This is a genomic window from Burkholderia sp. AU31624 (genome assembly GCF_020420065.1).
Classification (GTDB): domain Bacteria; phylum Pseudomonadota; class Gammaproteobacteria; order Burkholderiales; family Burkholderiaceae; genus Burkholderia.
Map to the genome: position 1 here is coordinate 834,736 of NZ_JAIZRT010000003.1, position 26,030 is coordinate 860,765.

A 26,030-nucleotide genomic window follows, 5' to 3' on the forward strand; every position below is an offset into this window, starting at 1 on the left:
GATCTCCAGATTTTGTCGAATGGTCGATAAGTGGCGCGAGCGTTGTTTTTTGGAGCCGAGTGCTTGCGTCGTATGGGGCGCAGCCATCTTTACGGATCATTCGTCCGGCCAAAATTGCGCACACTTATTGCTGGTATAGCGCCAGCATTAACTTCGCGGAATGGATACATGGCCGGGCACCTGCCGGCGGCCCCGCACGAACGCGGTCGCGCGGCGGGACGGCAGCGGGGCACACGCGAGCCGGGCGCGAAAGATAGCGCAATGCGACGGGAAAATCAGCGGAAATCTGTGCGCGACTGTGGCGAATTCGCATCAGCCGGCGGAGGGCCGAGCGCGCGGGCGCTCAGTTTCGGTAGAACGGGGAGAAAGACGGCGAGTGCGCAGGCTCTTCCTGCGAGCGGGGCGGCGGCATCGGACGTCCGCCGCGCTCCTCGTTGTAGCGCGCGACGTCGGCGCGGATCGAACCGGCACGCAGCGGCACGTTGCCGCCGCCCGGCGGGCGCGGCACCTGGCGCACGTCGGCGCTGATCGGACGATACGGGCTTTGCGCGGCGTAATGGCCATACGACGGCGTCGGCCGCAGCCCCCAGCGGGAGCCGTAGCCGTTCACACCGCCGGCGCGTGCACCGGGCGAAGGCGCCACGCGGCGCCAGACGGGCCCGCCACCAGCCGGCTGACCGTACGCGCGCATGTCGCCGCCACCGAAGCCGTGGCCGCCGAAGCCCTGGCCGCCGAACGCATGACCGCCGTGGGGCGGCTGCGCGAGCGCGAGCGGCAACAGCAGCGCGCCGAGCACGCCTGCCACCCATCGTCCGATCTTCCGTTTCACCCGTTCCGTCATCGTTCAGTGCCTGTCCACGCCCGCCGCCGGCTCCTTTCGGCCGACCCAAGGCTTTCAGCAGTAATTTATGAGCGGGCCGAAAGCGTGTCGAGCCAAAAAGTGTTATGTCGCCGGCATCGGTGTAACACCATGTTACTGCTAGGTTTTTTCACTTCCGGGCGCGACCGCGACAGAACATTCTTCTGCCGTTTTGCGCACGGCCGGGCCGGCGCCGCGGGCGCTGGTGCATGAGATTGGCTCATCAATCGATTCCCACAATGCATTTGTGTAGTGAATCGCCGACCGGGACAATGGCGCCATCCGCGCGCGCGACGCGCGCCCTGGTCGTTTCCGAATCGAGTTCCCGATGGTCCGTCCCCGTTTTCTCCCCGACAACTTCACGCTCGCGCTCGTCGGCACCGTCGTGCTCGCGAGCCTCCTGCCGTGCCGCGGCCCGGCCGCCCATGCGTTCAACTGGGCGACCAACATCGCCGTCGGCCTGCTGTTCTTCCTGCACGGCGCGAAGCTGTCGCGCGAGGCCGTCGTCGCGGGTGCGACCCACTGGCGGCTGCACGCGGTCGTGCTGCTCAGCACGTTCGCGCTGTTCCCGCTGCTCGGCCTCGCGCTGAAGCCCGTGCTGCAGCCGCTCGTCACGCCGACGCTGTATGCGGGCGTGCTGTTCCTGTGCACGCTGCCGTCGACGGTCCAGTCGTCGATCGCGTTCACGTCGATCGCGAAGGGCAACGTGCCGGCCGCCGTGTGCGCGGCATCCGCGTCCAGCCTGCTCGGGATCTTCGTCACGCCGGCGCTCGTCGGGCTGATGATCACGTCGCAGTCGGCGGCCGCCGCGTCGCCGTGGAGCACCGTCGGCAGCATCGTGATGCAGCTGCTCGTGCCGTTCATCGCCGGCCAGTTGCTGCGGCCCGTGATCGGCGGCTGGATCGACCGCAACCGCGGCGTGCTGCGCTTCGTCGACCAGGGCTCGATCCTGCTGGTCGTCTACGTCGCCTTCAGCGAGGCCGTCAACGAAGGCCTGTGGCACCAGATCCCGCCGCGCGCGCTCGGCGGCCTGCTCGTCGTCAACCTCGTGCTGCTCGCGATCGCGCTGCTGCTGACCGCGTTCGTCAGCAAGCGGCTCGGCTTCAACCGCGCCGACCAGATCACGATCATCTTCTGCGGGTCGAAGAAGAGCCTCGCGGCCGGCGTCCCGATGGCGAAGGTGATCTTCTCGGCGAACGCGGTCGGCGCGATCGTGCTGCCGTTGATGCTGTTCCACCAGATCCAGCTGATGGCGTGCGCGGCGCTCGCGCAGCGCTGGGGCGCGCGCGACACGACCGGCGAGCACGACGAGGGCGACGCGGCATCTGCGTCCGGCGCGCTGAGCCCGGGCAAGCGCTGACGAGCAGGCGGGACGGCCCTCGAGTGGTGCCGTCCCGACGTTCTCGCTTTCCGCCTTTCCGCCTTTCCGCCTTTCCGCCTTTCCGCCTTTCCGCCTTTCCGCCTTTCCGCCTTTCCGCCTTTCCGCCTTTCCGCCTTCCGCCTTCCGCCTTCCGCCTTCCGCCTTCCGCCTTCCGCCTTCCGCCTTCCGCCTTCCGCCTTCCGCCTTCCGCCTTCCGCCTTCCGCCTTCCGCCTTCCGCCTTCCGCCTTCCGCCTTCCCGCCGCACCGCCGCACCGCCGCACCGCGCTTCCCGCCGCACCGCCCTTCCCGATGCGCCCCAGGCGCAATGCACCACCACCGCTCATCGCGTCACGAAATCTTCATTCAATTCTCCGCGGGCGATGCCGTTATGCCGGGCGTCCTGTCGATTCGGCTGCCCTCGCCCATGCCCGCGCCCCACTCCGACTCCGCTGCCGCCAGCATCCCGCGCCTGATCGCGGATCGCGCGCTCGCCGCCGTCTTCCAGCCGATCGTCGATCTCGGGTCGGGAACGGTCGTCGGCTACGAGGGCCTGATACGCGGCCCGCGCGGCACCGACCTCGAACCGCCCGCCGCGCTGTTCGCGCAGGCCGCGCGCGAAGGCGAAACGATCGCGCTCGAACAGGCCGCCGCGCGCACCTGCCTCGATGCATTCGCGGCGCTCGGCTGCGACGGCAAGCTGTTCCTCAACTTCAGTGCCGGAACGATCCTGAAGCTCGCCAGCGAACGCGAGCGGGCACGCCAGCTCCTCGTCCGCGCGCGGATCGGCGCCGAGCGCATCGTGATCGAGCTGACCGAGCAGAACGCGATTCCCGATGTCGCCCAGATCGGCCCGGCGGTCGCGTCGCTGCGCGACGCCGGCATCCAGTTCGCGCTGGACGACTACGGCACCGCGAACGCGAGCATGAACCTGTGGCTGCGCCTGCATCCCGACGTCGTGAAGATCGACCGCTTCTTCATCCACGACATCGCCCGCGACCCGCTTAAGTTCGAAGCCGTGAAGGCAATGCAGCACTTCGCGCAGGCGAGCGGCGCGAAACTGATCGCGGAAGGCATCGAGAACGAAAGCGACCTGATCGTCGTGCGCGACATGGGCATCTGCTGCGTGCAGGGTTTCCTGCTCGGCCGGCCGAACGCGCAGCCGTCGCGGGTCGTCGCGCCGGCCGCGCGCGATGCGATCCGCGCGCCGCACATCGCGGTGTTTCCCGGCGCGACGCGCTCGGTGCGGCCGGCCGGCACGATCGCCGGGAAGATGCTGGTGCCGGCGCCGGCGCTGCCGCGCGACGCGACCAGCAACGACGTGCTCGACCTGTTCAACCGGATGCCCGACCTGCATGCGGTCGCGCTCGTCGAACGCGGGCGGCCCGTCGCGCTCGTGAATCGCCGCGGCTTCATCGACCGCTTCGCGCTGCCGTATCACCGCGAGGTGTTCGGGAAGAAGCCGTGCCTGCAGTTCGCGAACGACGCGCCGCTGATGATCGACAACGCGACGACCTTCGAGCAACTCGCGATGCTGCTCGCGAGCCACGACCAGCGCTATCTCGCGGACGGCTTCGTGATCACCGAACACGGCCGCTACGTCGGGCTCGGCACCGGCGAGAGCCTGGTGCGCGCGGTGACCGAGATGCGCATCGAGGCCGCGCGCTACGCGAATCCGCTGACGTTCCTGCCCGGCAACATCCCGATCAGCGCGCACATCGACCGCCTGCTCCAGCGCGACGCCGGCTTTCATGCGTGCTACGTCGACCTGAACCAGTTCAAGCCGTTCAACGACCAGTACGGCTACTGGCAGGGCGACGAGGTGCTGAAGTTCGCGGCGACAGTGCTGGCCGGCGTGTGCGACCCGCAGCGCGACTTTCTCGGGCACGTCGGCGGCGACGATTTCCTCGTGCTGTTTCAGCGCGACGACTGGCGCGAACGCGCCGCCGACGCGATCGCCCGCTTCAACGCAGGCGCGCAGCTCTTCTACACGCAGGCCGACCGGCAGGCGGGCGGGCTGCACGGCGAGGACCGCCACGGCAACCCGGCGTTCTTCGGCTTCGTGACGATGGCGATCGGCGCGGTCGGCGTGGCGGCCGGCGCGCACGGCGCGAAACGCTACGGCAGCGACGAGATCGCGTCGGTCGCCGCGCTCGCGAAGCGGCGCGCGAAACAGCAGCCGGATGGGCTCGCTGTCGTCGACCTCGATGCGGGGCGCGCCGCGCTGCGCCATCGTGGCGAACCGCCGGCCGTGGCAATCCGCTGAACGGCGGGTGACCGCCGCTTGCAGACACGGCGGCGCCCGGTGCGGTGATGGCGCACGTCCACCCGCCATGCAGCCGGACCGTTAGTCGCACTGCGCCTGTCCGGCGACCCGCGGAGGCAACCGCGCACGACTCGCGCGAATGCGTGAAGCCAGCCCGCTTGCCGCCCGTTTCCCGCTCGCCATGCACCCGCACGTTCACCTTGCCTTTTTCGCGTTTTGTTTAGTATTTTTAGTAACGGTGTTTTCGCAGATTAGCGCCTAAAACACGGGAATTTGCGGGTATTCCCCGGCTATCCGGCCCGAATTCCGCAATACGTTTTACTATACAATCGCTCTCACCCTAAACAAACCGGACCCCGAACGATGGGTACGACCATTCGCGATGTGGCACGGGCGGCAGAGGTCTCGATCGGCACCGTCTCCCGCGCGCTGAAAAACCAGCCGGGCTTGTCCGAAGCGACGCGTGCGCGCATCGTCGAGATCGCGCAGCGGCTCGGCTACGATCCCGCGCAACTGCGGCCGCGCATCCGCCGGCTCACCTTCCTGCTGCATCGCCAGCACAACCGCTTTCCGGCCAGCCCGTTCTTCTCGCACGTGCTGCACGGCGTCGAGGATGCGTGCCGCGAGCGCGGCATCGTGCCGACGCTGCTCACGGTCGGGCCGAACGATGACGTGCTGCGCCAGATGCGCCCGCACGCGCCCGACGCGATCGCGGTGGCCGGCTTCATCGAGCCGGAGACGATCGAGGCGCTCGCCGCGACCGGCCGCCCGCTCGTGCTGATCGACCTGTGGGCGCCCGGGCTGCGCTCGGTGAACATCGACAACGCAACGGGCGCGGCGCTCGCGATGCGCCACCTGCTCGCCACCGGCCGCACGCGGATCGCATTCATCGGCGGCTCGCCCGCGCACTACAGCATCGCGCAGCGCGCGATCGGCTACCGGCGCGCGTTCTTCGAGGCCGGGCGGCTGTTCGATCCCGCGTACGAAGTGACGATCGATGCGGGGCTCGATCCCGACACCGGCGCCGCGCGGGCGATGGAGCAGCTGCTCGACGCGCCGGGCCCGCGCCCGGAAGCCGTGTTCGCGTACAACGACGCGGCCGCGCTCGCCGCGCAGCGCGTCTGCACCGCGCGCGGGCTGCGCATCCCCGACGACATCGCGATCGTCGGCTTCGACAACATCCCGGCCGCCGCGCACGCAAGCCCGCCGCTCACGACGCTCGCGGTCGACAAGGAGGCGCTCGGCCGCCGCGGCGTCGAGCTGCTGCTCGCGGAAGCGCCCGAGCGCACCGAGATTTCCCTGCCCGTCGAGCTGATCGTACGGGCCAGCAGCCAGCCCGCCGGCTCCCCGGCACTCGATACCGCCACGGCCACCGAATCATCATGAACATGCCCCCGGTCCAACCCTGCACGGCCGCGCCGGCCGCCCACACGCAAGCCGCGCCGTTCGTCGCGAGTTTCCGCGATCCGTCGTTCCTGCTGTCGCACGTCGAGGACACGCTGCGTTTCTACGCGACGAACGCGTTCGACCCGACGGGCGGCTTCTACCACTACTTCCGCGACGACGGCAGCATCTACAACCGCACGTCGCGCCACCTCGTCAGCAGTTGCCGGTTCGTCTTCAACTACGCGATGGCGTACCGGCATTTCGGCGATCCGCGCCACCTGGAATATGCGCGCCATGGGCTGCGGTTCCTACGCGACGCGCACTGGGACGACGCACTGCAGGGCTACGACTGGGAACTCGACTGGCGCGACGGCGCGAAGCGCGCGACGCTCGACGGCACGCGCCACTGCTACGGGCTCGCGTTCGTGCTGCTCGCGGCCGCGCACGCGACGATGGCCGGCCTCGACGAGGCCCGCCCGCTGATCGCGGCCACCTTCGAGCTCGCCGAGCACCGTTTCTGGGACGCGGCCGCGGGCCTCTATGCGGACGACGCGACGCCGAACTGGATCGTGTCGTCGTACCGCGGCCAGAATGCGAACATGCACATGACGGAGGCGCTGCTCGCGGCGTACGAGGCGACCGGCCACCTCACGTACCTCGATCGCGCGGAAAAGCTCGCGTCCCACATCACGCAGCGCCAGGCCGCGCTGTCGGGCGGGCTCGTGTGGGAGCACTACCATGCGGACTGGTCGGTCGACTGGGATTACAACAAGGAAGACAGCTCGAACATCTTCCGCCCGTGGGGCTTCCAGCCCGGGCACCAGACCGAATGGGCGAAGCTGCTGCTGATCCTCGAGCGGCACCGCCCGCTCGACTGGCTCGTGCCGCGCGCGGCCGAGCTGTTCGACGCGGCGCTCACGCACGCGTGGGACGCCGATCACGGCGGCCTGTGCTACGGCTTCGGCCCCGACTTCACGATCTGCGACCACAACAAGTATTTCTGGGTGCAGGCGGAAACCTTCGCGGCCGCCGCGATGCTCGGCGCGCGCACCGGCAGCGAGCGCTTCTGGGACTGGTACGACGAGATCTGGCGCTACAGCTGGGCCCACTTCGTCGATCACCGCTACGGCGCGTGGTACCGCATCCTCACCTGCGACAACCGCAAGTACAGCGACGAGAAGAGCCCGGCCGGCAAGACCGACTATCACACGATGGGCGCGTGCTACGACGTGCTCGCGACCCTCGCGCGTGCGCAGCGCAGCGAGCCGACGCAATGAGCGGCGGCACGTTTCCGGCTTTCGTGTCGGCGGGCGACATCCTGACCGACATGGTGCGCGCGGGCGACGCGCAATGGACCTCGGTGCCGGGCGGCGCCGGCTGGAACGTCGCGCGCGCGGTTGCGCGGCTCGGCGTGCCGAGCGCGCTCGCGGGCTCGATCGGAGAAGACTGCTTCTCCGACGTGCTGTGGCGCACGAGCGAAGCGGCCGGGCTCGACCTGCGCTTCCTGCAGCGCGTCGCGCGGCCGCCGCTGCTCGCGATCGTCCACGAGACGCGCCCGCCCGCGTACTTCTTCATCGGCGAAGCGAGCGCCGACCTCGCGTTCGATCCGGCGCGGCTGCCGGCCGGCTGGACCGATCACGTGAAATGGGCGCACTTCGGCTGCATCAGCCTCGTGCGCGAACCGCTCGCCGGCACGCTGGCCGCGCTCGCGGCCGACCTGCACGCGCGCGGCGTGAAGATCAGCTTCGACCCGAACGTCCGCAACCTGATGACGGCCGCATTCCGGCCGACGCTCGAGAAGATGGCCGCGCTCGCCGACCTGATCAAGGTGTCCGACGAGGATCTGCGGCACCTGTTCGGCGGCGACGGCCCCGACGCGGTTGGCGCGGTGCGCGCGCTGAACCCGCGCGCGGCGGTGCTCGTCACGCGCGGCGCGCAGGCGGCGACGCTCTACGCGGACGGCGACGTGCATGAAGCGAGCCCGCCGCGCGTCGAGGTGGCCGACACCGTCGGCGCGGGCGACGCGTCGATCGGCGGCATGCTGTTCAGCCTGATGGCCGCGCCGCAGCGAACCTGGCGCGAGCACCTCGTGTTCGCGCTGGCGGCGGGCGCCGCGGCCTGCCGGCATACGGGCGCGCACGCGCCGACGCTCGACGAGGTCGTCGCACTGATCGAACGATGACGGGAGGATGGCGGCCGGATCCCGTTCGGTCACCGATAAGCCGCGCTGTACATGCTGCGCCGCAGTGCTACGATGAAGTGTCCTTTTGCGGGAGAGCACCATGGACACCAACACGTTCACGAAGGGCATCTACACGGCCAAGGCGCATACCCAGCATGCGGGCAACGGGCAGTTCCAGGGTTACGTGATCCTCGCGCGGGACGACGGGGACGACACCGAGAACACGCGCTACGACGTCCACTCGACGAGCCCCAGCGAGGAGGAAGCATTCGACGAGGCGAAGGCGCTCGCGCACCGGATCCTCGGCGAAATCGAGCTGTAGCGCGCCGCCGCTCTTTTCGGCGCGGCTCAGAGCAGCCGCGCCGCCATCGACAGCAGCATCGTCAGCACCAGCGTCGACATGAACGGGAACGGGTAGCGCCGCCCGCCGAGCGTCAGCGTGACGTCGCCCGGCATCCGCCCGATGCCGAGCTTGCCGAGCCACGGCCAGCAGCGCGTCAGGATCATCACCGCGACGAACGACGTCATCAGCCAGCGCAGCATGGCGGCTCCCGTCAGAGTGCGTGCGAGCGGTCGCCGCGCGCGAACGCGTCGAGCGTGCCGTCGATGCCGCGCGAGAACGCGATCACCTTGAACAGCTCGCCCATCTCGGCTTCGGAGATCAGCTTCTGCACCGCGTTCGCGGCCGGCAGGAACGCGTGGATGTCCGACGGATCGATCGCGGACAACGCGTCGGTGATGCCCGCGTTCAGCAGGAAGCGCGCCTGCGACGTGTAACCGAGCAAATCGGCGCCGGTCGCGACGGCGGCGTCGTAGATGCCGGTGAATTCGACGTGCGCGGTGATGTCCTGCAGCCCCGGGTACAGGAACGGATCGTCGTGCGCGTGGTGGCGGTAGTGGCACATCAGCGTGCCGCGGTCGCGCTGCGGGTGGTAGTACTCGTGCGCGGGAAAGCCGTAGTCGACCAGCAGCACCGCGCCGCGCCCGAGCATCGTGCAGACGGTGCGCGTGAACGCCAGCGCGGCCTCGTGCGTCTCGGTCACGTAGCCGTCCGCCGCGTCGTCAAGGCTCGCGAGCACCGGCGGCAGGCCGGCCGGTGCGGCCGGACGGTCCTCGAACACGAACGCCTGCCGCGCATCGAGCGCGACGCCGCGCTCCCGCCATGCGCCGCCCGCCTTCGCGAACAGGCGCACCGGCATCGCATCGAGCACCTCGTTGCCGACCACGACGCCGTCGAACCGCTCGGGCAGCGCGTCGAGCCAGCGCACCTTCGCGGCGAGCGCCGGGGCGGCGGCCGTGATCGTGTCGCGCTGCCGCTCGCGCAGCTCGCCCGAGAGATCGACGATCAGGTAGGCGTCGAGTTCGACGCCCAGCGCGTCGAGCGCCGCGAGCAGCCCGGCCGCGAGCTTGCCCGTGCCGGCGCCGAATTCCATCACGCTGCGCGTGCCGCTCGCCGCGAGCGCTTCCGCGACCGGCTGCGCGAGCGTCTGCGCGAACAGCGGCGACAGCTCGGGCGCGGTGACGAAGTCGCTGCCGTCGTCGGCGCGGCGCCCGAACTTGCGCGCGCCGCCGCTGTAATAACCGAGGCCGGGCGCATACAGCGCGCGCTCCATGAAGCGGTCGAACGGCAGCCAGCCGCCGGCCGCCGCGATCTCGTCGCGCAATTGCGCGGCGAGGGTTTCGGACTGCGCGAGCGCGTCAGGGCCGGGAGCAGGTAAACTAGCGGGTTCGTGAGCTTTCGGGTTCATCCCGGCATTGTAAATGACCGTTTCAGCCGATACGTCGACCCAGCGCGTGGCGCTCGTCACGGGCGCCCTGGGCAGCGCGGCCGACGCCGCGTCGATCGGCCGTGCGCTCGCCACCGGATTCGCCCGGCGCGGCTGGGACGTCGCGCTGCAGCGCAGCCACGGCGCGCCGCATGCGGCAGCCGACGCACTCGTCGCCGAAGTCGCGGCGCTCGGCCGCCGCGCAGTCGTGCTCGACGCCGATCTGGCCCTGGAAGCCGAGGCCGCCGGACTCGTCGCCGCGTGCGGCGCGGCGCTCGGCCGTCCCGCGTGCGCGGTGTTCGTGAGTGCCAGCGCCGGCGCCGACGACGCGCACACGGTGGACGGCGCTTCGCTCGCCGGCGCCCTCGCCCGCAACGTGACGGCGCCGCTCGCACTGGCCCGCGCGCTCGCCGATGCGACGCCCGACGCCGCGCGCGAGCACGAGGCGCTGCGCGCCTGCGCGATCCACGTGCTGGATCAGGCCCTGTTTCACCCTGCGCCGGCGCAGATGTCGCACGCGCTGATGCAGGCCGCGCTGAATCGCGCGACGTCGGCGCTCGCACTGGCGCTCGCGCCGAAGGTGCGGGTCGCGGCGCTCGTGCGCGGCCACGCGCCGCACGCGGACGACATCGCGGCGGCCGCCTGCTATCTCGCGAGCGCGCCGGGCGTCACCGGCGCGACGCTGACCGTCGACGGCGGCGAGCACCTCGTGCCGCCCGCCGCCGGCCCGAATGAATGAACTGCGCGGAAACGCGCGGCCTGAGCGCCGCCGCCCGCGCCGCTTTGCGTGCGCGCACGCCAATTTGACTGGGACGACCATGTTTTCCGCTCTCCTGCACCCCCGCCTCGCGGACTGCCGCAGGCTCTACCTGCGCGACTACGAAGTGCACATCAACATCGGTGCCTTCGAACACGAGAAGCGCGGCGAGCAGCGCGTCGTCATCAATATCGACCTGTTCGTGCCGCTCGCGCTGTCCACCCCCGTCGACGACCGGCTGCATGAAATCGTCGACTACGATCTGATGAAGCAGAGCGTCACGCAATGCCTGGCGCGCGGCCACATCCACCTGCAGGAAACGCTGTGCGACGCGATCGCCGCGCGCCTGCTGGCGCACGATGCCGTGCGCGCGGTACGCGTCCGTACCGAGAAACCGGACGCTTATCCGGACTGCGACGCCGTCGGCGTCGAAGTCTTCCGCATCAAGGACGAGAAGCGAGCATGAACGCCCCCCACATGAATGACACGGCGGCCGATGCCGCCACCCTCGACACGCCCGCCGCCCCGGCCGGCCGCCCGGCGCTGACGCGCCGCGAGCAGAAGGACGCGTACGAGAACAACAAGCTGTTCAAGCGGATCGTGCGCCAGGTCGGCCAGGCGATCGGCGACTTCAACATGATCGAGCAAGGCGACAAGGTGATGGTGTGCCTGTCGGGCGGCAAGGACAGCTATGCGATGCTCGACGTGCTGCTGCGCCTGCGCGAACGCGCGCCGATCGATTTCGACATCGTCGCGGTGAACCTCGACCAGAAGCAGCCGGGCTTCCCGGAGCACGTGCTGCCGGAATACCTGAAGCAGGTCGGCGTGCCGTTCCACATCGAGAACCAGGACACCTACAGCATCGTCAAGCGGCTCGTGCCCGAAGGCAAGACGACCTGCTCGCTGTGCTCGCGGCTGCGCCGCGGGATCCTGTACCGCGTGGCCGGCGAACTCGGCGCAACCAAGATCGCGCTCGGCCACCACCGCGACGACATCGTGCAGACGCTGCTGCTCAACATGTTCTACGGCGGCAAGCTGAAGGGGATGCCGCCGAAGCTTCAGTCGGACGACGGCAAGAACATCGTGATCCGCCCGCTCGCGTACGTGAAGGAAACCGATCTGGAGAAATATGCGGAGCTGCGCGAATTCCCGATCATCCCGTGCAACCTGTGCGGCAGCCAGCCGAACCTGAAGCGCGCGGAAATGAAGGCGCTGATCCGCGAATGGGACAAGCGCTTCCCGGGTCGCGTCGAGAACATGTTCAACGCGCTCGCGAAGGTCGTGCCGTCGCACCTGATGGACACGACGCTGTACCCGTTCCAGTCGCTGCGCGCGACGGGCGAGGCCGATCCGCAGGGCGACATCGCGTTCGACGAGGAACCGTGCGCGTCGGGCGACGACAGCGCGGCACCGGGCGGCGCCCAACCGATCTCGATCGTCCAGTTCGACGACCTGTAAGCAGGGCCGGAACACCCGCCGGAACGGGGCCGCAAGGCCGCTTTCCGGGGCTGTCGCCCCGCCGCGACAGCCCCGGGACGGCGGAGGCCGCATGCTAAAATGGTCGGCTTCGAACTCCTCTGACAAGCTGACGCCATGAATATCGTGATTTTGGCGGCAGGCACCGGCAAGCGCATGCGTTCCGCGCTGCCGAAAGTGCTTCATCCCCTGGCCGGCAGGCCGCTCCTCTCCCACGTCATCGACACCGCGCGCACGCTGCAGCCGTCCCGGCTCGTCGTCGTCGTCGGTCATGGCGCCGAGCAGGTGCAGGCGGCCGTCGCCGCACCCGACGTCCAGTTCGCGGTGCAGGCCGAACAGCTCGGCACCGGCCACGCGGTGCGCCAGGCGCTGCCGCTCCTCGATCCCGCGCAACCGACGCTCGTGCTGTACGGCGACGTGCCGCTCACGCGCGCGTCGACCTTGCAGCGCCTCGTCGATGCCGCGCGCGAGGGTCGCTACGGGATTCTGACGGTCACGCTCGACGATCCGACCGGCTACGGCCGCATCGTGCGCGACGCGGCCGGCTTCGTCACGCGCATCGTCGAACAGAAGGACGCATCGCCCGAACAGCTGAAGATCGCCGAGATCAACACCGGCATCATCGTCACGCCCACGGCCCAGCTGTCGATGTGGCTCGGCGCGCTGAAGAACGAGAACGCGCAGGGCGAGTACTACCTGACCGACGTCGTCGAACTCGCGATCGAGGCCGGTTTCGAGGTCGTCACCGCGCAGCCCGACGAGGAATGGGAAACGCTCGGCGTGAACAGCAAGGCGCAGCTCGCCGAACTCGAGCGGATCCACCAGCGCACCATCGCCGACGCACTGCTCGTCGCGGGCGTCACGCTCGCCGATCCGGCGCGCGTCGACGTGCGCGGCACGCTGCGCTGCGGCCGCGACGTGTCGATCGACGTGAACTGCGTGTTCGAAGGCAACGTGACGCTCGCCGACAACGTGACGATCGGCGCGAACTGCGTGATCCGCAACGCATCGGTCGGCGCGGGCACGCGCATCGACGCATTCACGCACATCGACGGCGCCGAGCTCGGCGCGCACACCGTGATCGGCCCGTACGCGCGGCTGCGCCCCGGCGCGCAACTCGCGGACGAAGCGCACGTCGGCAACTTCGTCGAGGTGAAGAATGCGGTGATCGGCCACGGCTCGAAGGCGAACCACCTCGCGTACATCGGCGACGCCGACATCGGCGCGCGCGTGAACATCGGCGCGGGCACGATCACCTGCAACTACGACGGCGCGAACAAGTTCCGCACCGTGATCGAGGACGACGTGTTCGTCGGCTCCGATACGCAGCTCGTCGCGCCCGTGCGCGTCGGCCGCGGCGTGACGATCGCCGCCGGCACGACGATCTGGAAGGACGTGGCCGACGGCCTGCTCGCGTTGAACGAGAAGACCCAGACCGCGAAGAGCGGCTACGTCCGCCCGGTCAAGAAGAAAAGTTAACATCACGCGGGTGCCGGACGGCGCCCGCTTCCCTATGGAAGGTAGATTTCATGTGCGGCATTGTCGGCGCAGTTGCGCAGCGTAATATCGTTCCGGTGCTGATCGAAGGTTTGCGGCGCCTCGAATACCGTGGCTACGACTCGTGCGGCGTCGCCGTGCTCGAGCCGGACGCACCGAAGCGCGCGCGCAGCGTCGCACGCGTCGCCGATCTCGACGCGCAGGTGCGCGAGTCAAACCTCGAAGGCACCACCGGCGTCGCGCACACCCGCTGGGCGACGCATGGCGCGCCCGTCACGCACAACGCGCACCCGATCTTCTCGTCGAACGCGCTCGCGCTCGTCCACAACGGCATCATCGAGAACTTCGAATCGCTGCGTGAAGCGCTGCGCGCGAAGGGCTACGAATTCGTGTCGCAGACCGACACCGAAGTGATCGCCCACCTCGTGCACAGCCTGTATCGCGGCAACCTGTTCGACGCGGTGCGCGAGGCGGTGGGCCAGCTGCACGGCGCGTATGCGATCGCCGTGATCCACAAGGACCAGCCGCACACCGTCGTCGGCGCACGCCAGGGTTCGCCGCTCGTGGTCGGCCACGGCGACGGCGAGAACTTCCTCGCGTCCGACGCGCTCGCCCTCGCGGGCAGCACCGACCACTTCACGTTCCTCGAGGAAGGCGACGTGTGCGAGCTGTCGCTCGACGGCGTGAAGATCGTCGACCGCAACGGCGCCACCGCGCAGCGCGAGATCCGCGTGGTCAGCGCCTACGGCGGCGCGGTCGAACTCGGACCGTATCGCCACTTCATGCAGAAGGAAATCTTCGAGCAGCCGCGCGCGATCAGCGATACCGTGCCGCAGACGGACGCGTTCGACGCGACGCTGTTCGGCGACGCCGCGCCCGCCGCGTTCGCGGACATCGACAGCCTGCTGATCCTCGCGTGCGGCACGAGCTACTACTCGGGCCTGACCGCGAAGTACTGGCTCGAATCGATCGCGAAGATCCCGACCCAGGTCGAGATCGCGAGCGAATACCGCTACCGCGAATCGGTGCCGAACCCGCGCCAGCTCGTGCTGGTGATCTCGCAGTCGGGCGAGACGGCCGACACGCTCGCCGCGCTCAAGCATGCGCAGTCGCTCGGCCACACCCATACGCTCGCCGTCTGCAACGTCGCGACGAGCGCGATGGTGCGCCTCACCGAAATGCAGTTCCTGACGCACGCGGGCACCGAGATCGGCGTCGCGTCGACGAAGGCGTTCACGACGCAGCTCGTCGCGCTGTTCGTGCTGGCGGCCACGCTCGGCAAGCTGCGCGGGCACGTCGATGCCGCGCAGGAAGCCGAATTCCTGAAGCAGCTGCGCCACCTGCCGGCCGCGCTGAACAGCGTGCTCGCGCTGGAGCCGCAGATCATCGCGTGGTCGGAGGAATTCGCGCGCAAGGAAAACGCGCTGTTCCTCGGCCGCGGGCTGCACTACCCGATCGCGCTCGAAGGCGCGCTGAAGCTGAAGGAAATCTCGTACATCCACGCCGAAGCCTATCCGGCCGGCGAACTGAAGCACGGGCCGCTCGCGCTCGTCACGGAAGCGATGCCGGTCGTCACGGTCGCGCCGAACGACACGCTGCTCGAGAAGCTGAAGTCGAACATGCAGGAAGTGCGTGCGCGCGGCGGCGAGCTGTACGTGTTCGCCGATGCCGACACGCAGATCGTCAACGACGACGGCCTGCACGTGATCCGGATGCCGGAGCACTACGGGCAACTGTCGCCGATCCTGCACGTCGTGCCGCTGCAATTGCTCGCGTATCACACCGCGTGCGCACGCGGCACCGACGTCGACAAGCCGCGGAACCTCGCGAAGTCGGTGACGGTGGAGTAAGGCAGGGCACCGGTCGGCGCACCGGCGACGTGTGCGCCGCCGAGACAGACGGAGAGACAATGGTAAGACTGATTGGATGCGGTGTGCTGGCGCTGACGTTCGCGTCGACGGGCTGGGCCGCCGAGCATTACGTCGAGGTCTGGAACCCGCCCGAGGCGCGGAAGCCGGCAGCCCATGCGCCGGAAGCCCGTACGCCGGATGCCCGTACGCCGGATGCCCGTAACCCGGCCACGCACACGGGCGCCGACGCGCGCGCCGGCAAGAGCGCGGAGAAGCACGCGAACGTCACCCCGAAAGCCGCGGCGAAGCCGCACAAGCGCCGCGTCGCGCAGGCCGTGAAAGCCGATTCGCATCGTCCGCCCGCGGCCGGGGCGCCGGCCGCTCCGCGCCCCGTTGCGCAGCCCGCACCGGGACGCCTGACGGTGATGCAGCCGGCTGCGCCCGATGCGCCGCACGCACTGAATTACTCCAACATCCCGCGTCAATACACGCCGGACGGCAACGTGCTGCAGGTCGGCACGCACGGCCGCTCCGCGGAGGTGACTCGATAATGGAAGCGCAAACCTACCACGGCTACCAGATCTGGGGCCACGCGATCCTGCAGCAGGACGAGATCCTGCAACCCGAGCGCTTCGCGGCGAGCGGCACGATCACGCAGAACAACAAGCTGGTCGAGGCGTCCGGCGTGCTCGGCGTGTTCGACACCGAGGACGACGCGCGCGACGCGGGGCTCGAATGGGCTCGCGCCTGGATCGACAGCCACCGCTGAGCCGGCGCGGCGTGCGCAACCGGCACGCTGCCGCCGACGCCGCGCATCGGCCGGCCGCACACCGCACATGAAAAAGGGGCGTCATGGACGCCCCTTTCCTATTCGAACCCGAACAATTCAGGCTGCAGGCCGTGGCGGCCGCATGGCCGTCTGCGGCCGGCCGACGAGCCGTGCCAGCCCGACGATCGTGGCCAGTGTCGCGAGGTACGCGACGATCTGGATGCCCGCCGGGCGCGCGGTATAGCCGATCAGCGTATGCAGCGCCTTGCCGACGAGGCTCGAATCCTTGAGCAGCCACGACGTATCCCAGATCACGTCGCCCCACGACGGCACGAGGCCCGCCGAGAGCAGGAAGCCGACGCACTGGCTGGCCATCCCCGCCGCGAGCAGCACGATCAGCCAGTTGGTGACGGAGAACAGGCGCTTCAGCGGAATCTGCAGCAGGCCCGCATACATCCCGTAGCCGAGCCCGGCGCCGCCCAGCACGCCGAGCAGCCCGCCGACGATCATCTGCGGCGTCTGCCCCGGGTCGCCCGCCGCGATGCCGTACAGGAACAGCACGGCCTCGGAGCCTTCCCGCAGCACCGCGACGCCGACCACGATCGCCAGCCCCGTCAGCGGCTTGCTGCCGTCCGCGACGGCGCGCCCGACCTCGGTCATCTGCATCGCCATCTCGCGGCCGTGCCGGCTCATCCAGATACTGTGCCACGCGAGCATCAGCGTCGCGACGAACATCACGCCCGCGTTGAAGACCTCCTGCCCCATGCCGGACGCCCACTGCGAAATCACGTCGGCGAACGCGGCGATCAGGCCCGCGCCGATCACGCCGCCCACCAGCCCGCCGCCGACCCACCAGCCGCGCCGCGGCACGCCCTTGGTGGCGGCCATCACGATCGACACCACCAGCGCGGCCTCGAGCACTTCACGAAAGACGATCAGGGCAGTAGACAACATGGCGATAGGGGCTTATTTGACGGTCAGGTGCGTCTTCGACTGCGCTTCGTGATACTCGTCGTGGAATTCGTACGTGCCGGCCTTCAGCGGCCCGACCATGATTTCCACCGACTTGCCTGCAGGCACGACCTTCTCCGCCTTGAAGTCGTCGCTCTCGAATTCGGCGGGCGTCGCGTCGAGGTTCTTCACGACGAACTTCACCTTCTTGCCGGCCGGGATCGTCACGCCATCGGGCGAAAACTTGTGGTCCTTCAGGGTCAGGTTGACGACATCGTCGGCCGCGAATGCGGACGTGGCCGATGCGCCCAGCAGGGCCAGCGCGAAGCCGAAAGCAAAACGGTTCATGACGGTAACGAATTGAAATATCGAAGGGAACCGATACTAAGATCGATTCGCATTTTCAACTCGCGTACCCTTACTGGCGTCATGGTGATCACGCTTCACGGATCGCCGTCGCGCAAGGCCCGACAAGGCATCCGCCCCGCCGCACCCGGAACGCGCCGCCGTCAATCGGGATAAATTCCGAATGACGTCGACGGCGCAATCGCAATTCATCAGACTTCACGTTTACAACAGCCTGTCGCTGCAGCAAGGCTGCGACACGGATTTCCGGCAACCCGCGTACGCTTGACCTTCCCACCGTGGCAAGCTTCATGCTGTCGATGCTTGTCAATCGTCAACTCAGGAGAACACGATGGAATTCGAAGTCCAGGACATGACCTGCGGCGGCTGCGCCAACGCCATCACGCGCGCGGTGACGGCCGCCGATCCCGCCGCGAAGCTCGACATCGACGTCGCGGCGAAGATCGTCAAGGTCGAATCGGCGCAAGGCGCCGAGCGCGTGCAGTCGATCATCGAAGCCGCCGGCTTCCACCCCGCGCTGCGCGCCGCATAACGCCCGCGCGCCGCGACCCGCGGGCACATCGCCGAGCGGCGCTGCGCCCGCGCCCGATTGCGCGTCAGCGCAGCCGGATCAGCGTCGACTTCAGCTCGGTGTATTTCTCGAGCGCATGCAGCGACTTGTCGCGGCCGTTGCCCGACTGCTTGTAGCCGCCGAACGGGAAGTTCATGTCGCCGCCCTCGTCGTAGCAGTTCACCCAGACGGTGCCCGCACGCAGCCGGCGCGACACGTCGTGCGCGGTCGTCAGGTTCGACGTCCACACGGCCGCCGCCAGCCCGTATTCGGTGTCGTTCGCGATTCGCACCGCTTCGTCGACGTCGTCGAACACGATCACCGACAGCACGGGCCCGAAGATCTCCTCGCGCGCGATCTTCGCGTCCGGCTTCACCTCGAACACCGTCGGCTCCACGTAGAAGCCACCCGTTTCCGCCTTCACGCGCGCACCGCCCGTGACGAGCCTGCCTTCGCTGCGCCCGGCCTCGATATAGCCGAGCACGCGCTCGAGCTGGATGCCGTCGACGATCGCGCCCATCGACACCGCCGGATCGAGCGGATTGCCGGGCACGTACGCGCGCGCCGCCGCGACGAGCTTCTCGATGAATGTGTCCTTGATGTCGCGATGCACGAGGAGGCGCGAGCCTGCCGTGCACATCTCGCCCATGTTGTAGAAGATCGCACCGGCAGCCGCCTGTGCCGCGCGGTCGAGATCGGGACAATCGGGCAGCACGATGTTCGGCGACTTGCCGCCGAGTTCGAGCCACGCGCGCTTCAGGTTCGACTGCGCGGCGTACTGCATGATCAGTTTGCCGACCGCCGTCGAGCCCGTGAACGCGATGCAGTCGACGTCGCGATGCAGCGCGAGCAGCTTGCCCGGCTCGCCCGCGCCCGGCACGACGTTGAACACGCCGGCCGGAATGCCGGCCTCATACGCGAGCTGCGCGACACGGATCGCGGTCAGCGGCGATTTCTCCGACGGTTTCAGCACGACGCTGTTGCCGGCCGCGAGCGCCGGGCCGAATTTCCACGCGGCCATCAGGATCGGGAAGTTCCACGGCACGACGGCGGCCACCACGCCGACCGGCTCGCGCGTGACGAGACCGACGAGATGATGATCGGCCGGCGCGACTTCGCCGCCCACCTTGTCGATCGCCTCCGCAAACCATTCGACGCAGTATGCGGCGCCCGGCACGTCGACCGTCGTCGTGTCGCCGATCGGCTTGCCGGCGTCGAGCGTTTCGAGCAGCGACAGCTCGTCGAGATGCTCGCGCATCAGCGCGGCCCAGCGCAGCAGCACGGCCTTGCGCGCACGCGGGTTCAGCCCGGCCCACACGCCCGCGTCGAACGCGCGGCGCGCGGCGGCCACAGCCGCGTTCACGTCGGCTTCGCCGCAATCGGCGACCTTCGCCAGCACGCGGCCGTCGATCGGGCTCACGCAGTCGAACATCTTGCCGCCGTGCGCGTCGCGCGACGCGCCGTCGATGAATGCGCGCCCTTCGATCTCGAGCGACGCCGCCTTGTCCTGCCAGTCAGCCAAAGTCAACTTGTTCATCAGGATGCCTCAGTTTTTTGGCATTCGCGATGCGACACGCCGCTGCGCGTGACGCGCAGCCGGCCGGCAGCGAATGCAGTGACGCGCGGGGGAAGGTCAGAAGGTCGCCGGCGAATTGGCCGAGACGACCTCGCAGATCAGGTCCGCGCTGGGATTGCGAAAACGGTGCGGCAAACGGCTTTCGAAGTAGTAGCCGTCTCCGGGGTCGAGCAGCCACGTCGCGCCGTCGACGGTCAGCTCGAGCCGGCCCGACACGACGACACCGCCCTCGTGCCCCGCGTGCACGAGCATCTCGGGCCCCGTATCGGCCTGCGGCTGGTAGATCTCGCGCAGGATGCACATGTTGCGATCCTTCATGCTCGCGCCGACCAGATGAAACGCGAGCGTGTCGTTGCCGAGGTTCGGCATCTCGTCGCGACGCGACACGACCGAGCGCGATTCGACGAGCTCGAACGTGAAGAACTCCGCGAGACTCATCGGGATGCATTCGAGCAGCTTCTTCAACGAGCCGACCGACGGGCTCACACGGCCCTGTTCGATCAGCGAGATCGTGCCGTTGGTCACGCCGGCCCGCTTCGCGAGTTCGCGCTGCGACAGGCCCTGCTTGTTGCGCACGAAACGCAGGCGCTCGGCGACTTCGGTGGACATCGATTCGGTTTCGGACACGATAAGTGCGATGACAAAGTGAAACGACGCGGTGGACAGCCGTTGAATATTCTAATCACTTTATGCCGCGCATCAGCGGGGAAAACCCTGAAAGGCGTTCGAAATAATGAACGCCGTGCCGATTATTCCTTTTACGAATCTTTTGTTCGCACTGCTCGGGAAAGCCCTGATGCAACACCGTTAAAAAACATTTGACGCCGTTTTTGGCTCGTATATGCTGGCTCTCAGGTTAGCGTCATCAAGCATTCATCGGCAGCAAAAAACGTTATTGCAACGCAAAGATTGATGCCCATCAATGTAAATAACGCGTAACCGGCGCCTTGATTATTTTAAACGCCCAGCGCGTCGAAACGGTCAGGTGTTCAATACTTTCAACAACCCAGTCGAGTGTAATCGTGAGAGTCCGTGGCCCTCTGGTGAGGTGGGATCGAGGCGATGTGCGAAGTTTGCGCAGCGCGGCGTCCGCTTCCGACGACGGCAGTTGCGGCTGGCATAGTCCTCGCCTGCTTCACCTGTCGATCTACACCATCCTGTCCCGTCGTTCCGTTCGGCGTCACAACGCCGTTTCCGCACGCGCATTCGTCGCCGTCGATACCGACGAAGTGGCGTCGCTGCTGCCGTAGCGCCTCTCCTTTCTTTACGTCGTTCGTTTCATCTGCCGATTCGCCAACCGCATCGTCCGTGCGGTGACGGAACGCGTTCGCGCATGCATTGCCGCGTCGCGTGTCGCAATGAAACGAACGACGGCCTGATCGTCGCGCGCAGCGCGGATCGCCACGCCATCCCGTTGCGCCCATTCACCAGCGGCCTTGCGTCTCGCGCAAGGCTGCGGGGCTGTTGCACGCCGGCGTTTCGCCACATCCGGCAAGCAAGACGCAACGACCCTCCGGATAACTGATTGACGTCATGGATAGAAGGAAACCTCTCGTCGGCATCACCGCCGACCACACGCAAATCGGCGCGCATGCGTCGCATACGGTCGGCGACAAATACGTCGCCGCGATCGTCGACGGCGCGCAAGCGTTCGCGATGGTGCTGCCCGCGCTCGGCGAGCGCCAGTCGGTCGACGACGTACTCGACACGGTCGACGGCCTGCTGTTTACCGGCAGCTACTCGAACGTCGAGCCGCATCGGTACGGCGGCGAACCGAGCGCGCCGGGCACGAAGCACGACCCGGCCCGCGACGCGACCACGCTGCCGCTGCTGCGCGCGGCGATCGCCGCGGGCGTGCCCGTGCTGGCCGTCTGCCGCGGCTTCCAGGAACTTAACGTCGTCTGCGGCGGCACGCTGCACCAGCGCGTGCACGAAGTGCCGGGCCTCGCCGATCACCGCGAGGACGACGACGCGCCGATGGAGACGCAGTACGGCCCCGCGCACGTCGTGCGCCTGACGCCCGGCGGCACGCTGCACGCGCTCGCCGGCGGCCGCGACGAGGTGCACGTGAATTCGCTGCACAAGCAGGGCATCGCCCAGCTCGGCTCCGGCCTCGCCGTCGAAGCCGTCGCGCCGGACGGGCTGATCGAAGCCGTGAGCGTCGTCGATGCACCGGCCTTCGCCCTCGCCGTGCAGTGGCATCCGGAATGGCGCCATGCGCAGGACCCGCTGTCGAGCGCGATCTTCCGCGCCTTCGGCGATGCCTGCCGCGCCCGCCGCGCTGCCCGCACGCGCGCCACGGCCGCCGCGCTCGCCTGAGCGCCGACCCAACCAACGAGAACAGACATGCAAGACATCGAAGATTTTCTGAAGCAGCACCGGATTACCGAAGTCGAAGCGATCATCCCCGACATGGCCGGCATCGCGCGCGGCAAGATCACGCCGCGCAACAAGTTCACGTCCGGCGAATCGATGCGCCTGCCGCAAGCCGTGATGGTGCAGACCGTCACCGGCGAATATCCGGAAGACGGCTCGCTGACCGGCGTGACCGACCCCGACATGGTGTGCGTGCCCGACACGTCGACGATCCGCCTGATTCCGTGGGCCGTCGACCCGACCGCGCAGGTGATCCACGACTGCGTGCACTTCGACGGCTCGCCGGTCGAAATCTCGCCGCGCTACGTGCTGCGCCGCGTGCTCGACCTGTACAAGGCGAAGGGCTGGAAGCCCGTCGTCGCGCCGGAACTCGAGTTCTACCTGGTCGACATGAACAAGGACCCCGACCTGCCGCTGCGCCCGCCGGTCGGCCGCACGGGTCGCCCCGAAACGGGCCGCCAGTCGTATTCGATCGAGGCCGTCAACGAGTTCGACCCGCTGTTCGAGGACATCTACGAGTACTGCGAAGCGCAGAACCTCGACATCGACACGCTGATCCACGAAGTCGGCGCCGCGCAGATGGAGATCAACTTCATGCACGGCGACGCGCTGTCGCTGGCCGACCAGGTGTTCCTGTTCAAGCGCACGGTGCGCGAGGCCGCGCTGCGTCACAACATGTACGCGACGTTCATGGCCAAGCCGATGGAAGACGAACCGGGCTCGGCGATGCACGTGCACCAGAGCATCGTCGACGAGGAAACCGGCCAGAACCTGTTCACGTCGCCGGAAACCGGCGGCGCGACGTCGATGTTCTACAACTACCTCGCCGGGCTGCAGAAGTACACGCCGGCGCTGATGCCGATCTTCGCGCCGTACATCAACTCGTACCGCCGCCTGTCGCGCTTCATGGCCGCGCCGATCAACGTGCAGTGGGGCTACGACAACCGCACGGTCGGCTTCCGCATTCCGCACTCGGGCCCGTCGGCACGCCGTATCGAGAACCGCATCCCGGGCGTCGACTGCAATCCGTACCTCGCGCTCGCCGCGACGCTCGCGGCCGGCTATCTCGGCATGACGCAGCGCCTGGAGCCGACCGAGCCGCTCGTCAGCGACGGCTACGAGCTGCCGTACCAGCTGCCGCGCAACCTCGAGGAAGGGCTGACGCTGATGGCGGCCTGCGAGCCGCTCGGCGAGATCCTCGGCCACAAGTTCCTGAAGGCGTATTTCGCGCTGAAGGAAACCGAATACGAAGCGTTCTTCCGCGTGATCAGCTCGTGGGAACGCCGCCATCTGCTGCTGCACGTCTGAGCGTGCACCCGACCGAATACGGAATCACGGAGGAAACATGACGTATCGCAACGAATCAGCCTGGGTCCAGCCTGCCGCACCGAGCGCCACGGCCGCCGCACCGCGCGCGACGCAGGCGCGCACGACCGCCGAATACCGCGCGCTCGACGCCGCGCACCACATCCACCCGTTCTCCGACATGGGCGCGCTGAACCGCGCGGGCAGCCGCGTGATCGTGAAGGCCGACGGCGTCTACCTGTGGGACTCGGACGGCAACAAGGTGATCGACGGGATGGCCGGTCTCTGGTGCGTGAACGTCGGCTACGGCCGCAAGGAACTCGCCGACGCCGCGTATCGCCAGATCCAGGAACTGCCGTTCTACAACACGTTCTTCAAGACCACGCACCCGCCGGTGATCGAGCTCTCCGCGATGCTCGCGGAAGTCACGCCGGCCGGGTTCAACCACTTCTTCTACTGCAACAGCGGCTCGGAAGGCAACGATACCGTGCTGCGCCTCGTGCACCAGTACTGGCGCGTGCAGGGTCAGCCGCAGAAGAAGTATGTGATCTCGCGCAAGAACGGCTATCACGGCTCGACGATCGCCGGCGGCACGCTCGGCGGGATGGGCTACATGCACGAGCAGATGCCGTCGAAGGTCGAGCACATCGTGCACATCGACCAGCCGTATTTCTTCGGCGAAGCAGCGGCCGGCGAAACGCCGGAAGCATTCGGCCTGGCGCGCGCGCAGCAGCTCGAAGCGAAGATCCTCGAACTCGGCGCGGAGAACGTCGCGGCGTTCATCGGCGAGCCGTTCCAGGGCGCAGGCGGCGTGATCTTCCCGCCGTCGACGTACTGGCCGGAAATCCAGCGGATCTGCCGCAAGTACGACATCCTGCTGGTGGCCGACGAAGTGATCGGCGGCTTCGGCCGCACCGGCGAATGGTTCGCACACCAGCACTTCGGTTTCGAACCCGATCTCATCACGATGGCCAAGGGCCTCACGTCGGGCTACGTGCCGATGGGGGCGGTCGGCATTCACGAGCGCGTGGCGCGGCCGATCATCGACAACGGCGAATTCAACCACGGCCTCACGTACTCGGGCCACCCGGTCGCGGCGGCCGTCGCGGTCGCGAACCTGAAGCTGCTGCGCGACGAAAGGATCGTCGAGCGCGTGAAGAACGACACGGGCCCGTACTTCCAGGCGCTGATGCGCGAAACCTTCGCGCGTCACCCGATCGTCGGCGAAGTGCATGGCCACGGCCTCGTCGCGAGCCTGCAGCTCGCCGAGGCGCCGGCCGAACGCCGCCGCTTCGCGAACGGCGGCGACGTCGGCACGATCTGCCGCGACTTCTGCTTCAACGGCAACCTGATCATGCGCGCGACCGGCGACCGGATGCTGCTGTCGCCGCCGCTCGTGATCTCGCGTCCGGAAATCGATGAACTCGTATCGAAGGCGAAAAAAGCAGTCGATGCAACCGCCCAGCAACTGGGTATTTCGTAACGGTTTTTGCCTACAGGCGTGCGGCGGGCGCCGCACGCCGCCATAACCCAAGGGAATTCCACCATGCGTGCCTGCTTTCTTCGCCAAGCCTGTTCCGTTGCCGCCCTTGCCGCCGCGGCCGCGTTCACGTCGGTCGCCAGCCCGACGGCACACGCGGCCGACGAGCTGAACGTCTACAACTGGTCCGACTACATCGCACCCGACACGATCCCGAACTTCCAGAAGCAGACGGGCATCCACGTCAAGTACGACAACTACGACAGCGACGACACGCTTCAGGCGAAGCTGCTGGCCGGCAGTTCGGGCTACGACATCGTCGTGCCGACGTCGAACTACATGGCCAAGCAGATCCAGGCCGGCGTGTACCAGAAGCTCGACAAGTCGAAGCTGCCGAACCTCGCGAACCTCGACCCGCTGCTGATGAAGATGATCTCGGATGCCGATCCGGGCAACCAGTACGGCGTGCCCTGGGCCTACGGCACGGACGGCATCGGTTACAACGCGCAGGCGGTGAAGAAGGCGCTCGGCGACAAGGCGCCGGTCGACAGCTGGGCGCTGGTGTTCGACCCGGCCAACATGGAAAAGCTGAAGAGCTGCGGCGTGTCGTTCCTCGACCAGGCCGTCGACGTGTTCGCCGCCACGCTGCAATACATGGGCAAGGACCCGAACAGCAAGAATCCCGGCGACTACCAGGCTGCGTTCGAAGTCCTGAAGAAAGTCCGCCCGTACATCACCCAGTTCAACTCGTCCGGCTACATCAACGACCTCGCGAACAACGACGTGTGCGTCGTGCTCGGCTGGTCGGGCGACGTCGGCATCGCGCATCGCCGCTCGGCCGAAGCGAAGCGTTCGTACGACATCAAGTTCTCGAACCCGAAGGAAGGCGGCCTGCTGTGGTTCGACGTGATGGTGATCCCGAAGGATGCGCCGCACCCCGAGAGCGCGCTGAAGTGGATCAACTACGTGTCCGATCCGAAGGTCAACGCGGCGATCACCAACACGGTGTTCTACCCGACCGCGAACAAGGCCGCGCACCAGTTCGTCACGCCGGCCGTCGCACAGGACCCGACCGTCTACCCGCCTGAAGACGTACTGAAGAAGATGGTGCTGATGAAGCCGATGCCGGCCGACATCCTGCGCCTCGAGAACCGCCTGTGGGCCCAATTGAAGACCGGCCACTGATCGACCTGAATTCCGGCGGCGCAGGCGGCGCTTCAAGCCTGCCCGCCTGAGATCCGCGGACCTCCGTCCGCCCGC

At 68.0% G+C, this 26,030-nt stretch carries 26 protein-coding genes; 19 read left to right on the forward strand and 7 right to left on the reverse strand.

The window, feature by feature from the left end; genetic code table 11:
* Nucleotides 1-343: 343 nt before the first annotated feature.
* Nucleotides 344-841 (reverse strand): peptide-binding protein, encoded by a 498-nt coding sequence (locus LGM89_RS14145; RefSeq protein ID WP_089495765.1) that lies wholly within the window; start codon nt 839-841, stop codon nt 344-346.
* Between the two features lie 346 nt (nt 842-1,187).
* Between LGM89_RS14145 and LGM89_RS14150 the strand changes: the two genes are divergently transcribed.
* The 6 genes from LGM89_RS14150 to LGM89_RS14175 all read left to right on the forward strand — a co-directional run bounded on the left by LGM89_RS14150 (nt 1,188) and on the right by LGM89_RS14175 (nt 8,373).
* Entirely contained in the window at nt 1,188-2,219 is a 1,032-nt protein-coding gene (locus LGM89_RS14150) for a bile acid:sodium symporter family protein (protein WP_226273264.1), read from the forward strand.
* A 425-nt stretch (nt 2,220-2,644) separates the two neighbouring features.
* A complete protein-coding gene (locus LGM89_RS14155; protein WP_226273265.1) occupies nt 2,645-4,483 on the forward strand; it encodes an EAL domain-containing protein in 1,839 nt (612 codons plus the stop codon).
* A 363-nt stretch (nt 4,484-4,846) separates the two neighbouring features.
* Nucleotides 4,847-5,869, forward strand: a complete 1,023-nt coding sequence (locus LGM89_RS14160; RefSeq protein ID WP_089441179.1) for a LacI family DNA-binding transcriptional regulator — start codon at nt 4,847-4,849, stop codon at nt 5,867-5,869.
* Nucleotides 5,866-7,146 carry an AGE family epimerase/isomerase gene (locus LGM89_RS14165; protein ID WP_089461733.1) on the forward strand — a complete coding sequence of 427 codons (1,281 nt, stop codon included), beginning with the start codon at nt 5,866-5,868 and terminating at the stop codon, nt 7,144-7,146. Before LGM89_RS14160 ends, LGM89_RS14165 begins: the two co-directional genes overlap by 4 nt.
* Nucleotides 7,143-8,051, forward strand: coding sequence for a carbohydrate kinase family protein (locus LGM89_RS14170; RefSeq protein ID WP_089495767.1), 909 nt, complete (start codon nt 7,143-7,145; stop codon nt 8,049-8,051). Before LGM89_RS14165 ends, LGM89_RS14170 begins: the two co-directional genes overlap by 4 nt.
* 100 nt (nt 8,052-8,151) lie before the next feature.
* The gene (locus LGM89_RS14175) at nt 8,152-8,373 is read left to right on the forward strand and encodes a hypothetical protein (RefSeq protein ID WP_011353424.1); all 222 of its coding nucleotides are present in this window, start codon (nt 8,152-8,154) and stop codon (nt 8,371-8,373) included.
* 26 nt (nt 8,374-8,399) lie between these two features.
* On the opposite strand, the gene LGM89_RS14180 is transcribed toward LGM89_RS14175, so the two are convergent.
* Complete coding sequence (locus LGM89_RS14180) at nt 8,400-8,594, reverse strand: DUF2905 domain-containing protein (protein WP_089495768.1); 195 nt, start codon at nt 8,592-8,594, stop codon at nt 8,400-8,402.
* Nucleotides 8,595-8,605: 11 nt separating this feature from the next.
* Nucleotides 8,606-9,799, reverse strand: a complete 1,194-nt coding sequence (locus LGM89_RS14185) for a class I SAM-dependent methyltransferase (protein ID WP_226273266.1) — start codon at nt 9,797-9,799, stop codon at nt 8,606-8,608.
* Nucleotides 9,800-9,812: 13 nt separating this feature from the next.
* Between LGM89_RS14185 and LGM89_RS14190 the strand changes: the two genes are divergently transcribed.
* The 7 genes from LGM89_RS14190 (at nt 9,813) to LGM89_RS14220 (ending at nt 16,166) form a co-directional block, all read left to right on the forward strand.
* Nucleotides 9,813-10,556 (forward strand): SDR family oxidoreductase, encoded by a 744-nt coding sequence (locus LGM89_RS14190; protein ID WP_226273267.1) that lies wholly within the window; start codon nt 9,813-9,815, stop codon nt 10,554-10,556.
* Nucleotides 10,557-10,635: 79 nt separating this feature from the next.
* The gene (locus LGM89_RS14195; protein WP_089495770.1) at nt 10,636-11,040 is read left to right on the forward strand and encodes a dihydroneopterin aldolase; all 405 of its coding nucleotides are present in this window, start codon (nt 10,636-10,638) and stop codon (nt 11,038-11,040) included.
* On the forward strand, nt 11,037-12,032 hold the full coding sequence (gene ttcA, locus LGM89_RS14200) for a tRNA 2-thiocytidine(32) synthetase TtcA (RefSeq protein WP_046544270.1): 996 nt from the start codon (nt 11,037-11,039) through the stop codon (nt 12,030-12,032). Before LGM89_RS14195 ends, ttcA begins: the two co-directional genes overlap by 4 nt.
* 135 nt (nt 12,033-12,167) lie before the next feature.
* On the forward strand, nt 12,168-13,529 hold the full coding sequence (gene glmU, locus LGM89_RS14205; protein ID WP_226273268.1) for a bifunctional UDP-N-acetylglucosamine diphosphorylase/glucosamine-1-phosphate N-acetyltransferase GlmU: 1,362 nt from the start codon (nt 12,168-12,170) through the stop codon (nt 13,527-13,529).
* 50 nt (nt 13,530-13,579) lie between these two features.
* Nucleotides 13,580-15,397, forward strand: coding sequence for a glutamine--fructose-6-phosphate transaminase (isomerizing) (gene glmS / locus LGM89_RS14210; RefSeq protein ID WP_089495771.1), 1,818 nt, complete (start codon nt 13,580-13,582; stop codon nt 15,395-15,397).
* Nucleotides 15,398-15,456: 59 nt separating this feature from the next.
* Nucleotides 15,457-15,948 (forward strand): hypothetical protein, encoded by a 492-nt coding sequence (locus LGM89_RS14215; RefSeq protein WP_226273269.1) that lies wholly within the window; start codon nt 15,457-15,459, stop codon nt 15,946-15,948.
* The gene (locus LGM89_RS14220; RefSeq protein ID WP_011353435.1) at nt 15,948-16,166 is read left to right on the forward strand and encodes a hypothetical protein; all 219 of its coding nucleotides are present in this window, start codon (nt 15,948-15,950) and stop codon (nt 16,164-16,166) included. The genes LGM89_RS14215 and LGM89_RS14220 overlap by 1 nt, the downstream gene beginning before the upstream one ends.
* A gap of 117 nt (nt 16,167-16,283) precedes the next feature.
* Here the strand turns inward: LGM89_RS14220 and LGM89_RS14225 are convergent, their stop codons facing one another.
* Both LGM89_RS14225 and LGM89_RS14230 read right to left on the reverse strand, forming a co-directional pair.
* The gene (locus tag LGM89_RS14225; protein ID WP_089495773.1) at nt 16,284-17,120 is read right to left on the reverse strand and encodes an FTR1 family iron permease; all 837 of its coding nucleotides are present in this window, start codon (nt 17,118-17,120) and stop codon (nt 16,284-16,286) included.
* Between the two features lie 12 nt (nt 17,121-17,132).
* Nucleotides 17,133-17,465, reverse strand: a complete 333-nt coding sequence (locus tag LGM89_RS14230; protein ID WP_039355343.1) for a cupredoxin domain-containing protein — start codon at nt 17,463-17,465, stop codon at nt 17,133-17,135.
* 349 nt (nt 17,466-17,814) lie between these two features.
* Between LGM89_RS14230 and LGM89_RS14235 the strand changes: the two genes are divergently transcribed.
* Nucleotides 17,815-18,015 (forward strand): heavy-metal-associated domain-containing protein, encoded by a 201-nt coding sequence (locus LGM89_RS14235; RefSeq protein WP_011353438.1) that lies wholly within the window; start codon nt 17,815-17,817, stop codon nt 18,013-18,015.
* Between the two features lie 64 nt (nt 18,016-18,079).
* On the opposite strand, the gene LGM89_RS14240 is transcribed toward LGM89_RS14235, so the two are convergent.
* Nucleotides 18,080-19,570: an aldehyde dehydrogenase gene (locus tag LGM89_RS14240; protein WP_226273270.1), complete on the reverse strand. Its 1,491-nt coding sequence runs from the start codon at nt 19,568-19,570 to the stop codon at nt 18,080-18,082.
* A gap of 96 nt (nt 19,571-19,666) precedes the next feature.
* Complete coding sequence (locus LGM89_RS14245) at nt 19,667-20,218, reverse strand: cupin domain-containing protein (RefSeq protein WP_069249383.1); 552 nt, start codon at nt 20,216-20,218, stop codon at nt 19,667-19,669.
* A 455-nt stretch (nt 20,219-20,673) separates the two neighbouring features.
* On the opposite strand from LGM89_RS14245, the gene LGM89_RS14250 reads away from it, so the two are divergent.
* The 5 genes from LGM89_RS14250 to LGM89_RS14270 all read left to right on the forward strand — a co-directional run bounded on the left by LGM89_RS14250 (nt 20,674) and on the right by LGM89_RS14270 (nt 25,955).
* On the forward strand, nt 20,674-20,859 hold the full coding sequence (locus LGM89_RS14250; RefSeq protein ID WP_043184603.1) for a hypothetical protein: 186 nt from the start codon (nt 20,674-20,676) through the stop codon (nt 20,857-20,859).
* Nucleotides 20,860-21,142: 283 nt separating this feature from the next.
* Nucleotides 21,143-21,928, forward strand: a complete 786-nt coding sequence (locus LGM89_RS14255; RefSeq protein WP_226273271.1) for a gamma-glutamyl-gamma-aminobutyrate hydrolase family protein — start codon at nt 21,143-21,145, stop codon at nt 21,926-21,928.
* Nucleotides 21,929-21,955: 27 nt separating this feature from the next.
* Nucleotides 21,956-23,293: a glutamine synthetase family protein gene (locus LGM89_RS14260; protein ID WP_089441191.1), complete on the forward strand. Its 1,338-nt coding sequence runs from the start codon at nt 21,956-21,958 to the stop codon at nt 23,291-23,293.
* Between the two features lie 37 nt (nt 23,294-23,330).
* Entirely contained in the window at nt 23,331-24,773 is a 1,443-nt protein-coding gene (locus LGM89_RS14265) for an aspartate aminotransferase family protein (protein ID WP_226273272.1), read from the forward strand.
* A 63-nt stretch (nt 24,774-24,836) separates the two neighbouring features.
* Nucleotides 24,837-25,955, forward strand: coding sequence for a polyamine ABC transporter substrate-binding protein (locus LGM89_RS14270; protein ID WP_089495776.1), 1,119 nt, complete (start codon nt 24,837-24,839; stop codon nt 25,953-25,955).
* The last annotated feature ends 75 nt before the right edge of the window (nt 25,956-26,030 follow it).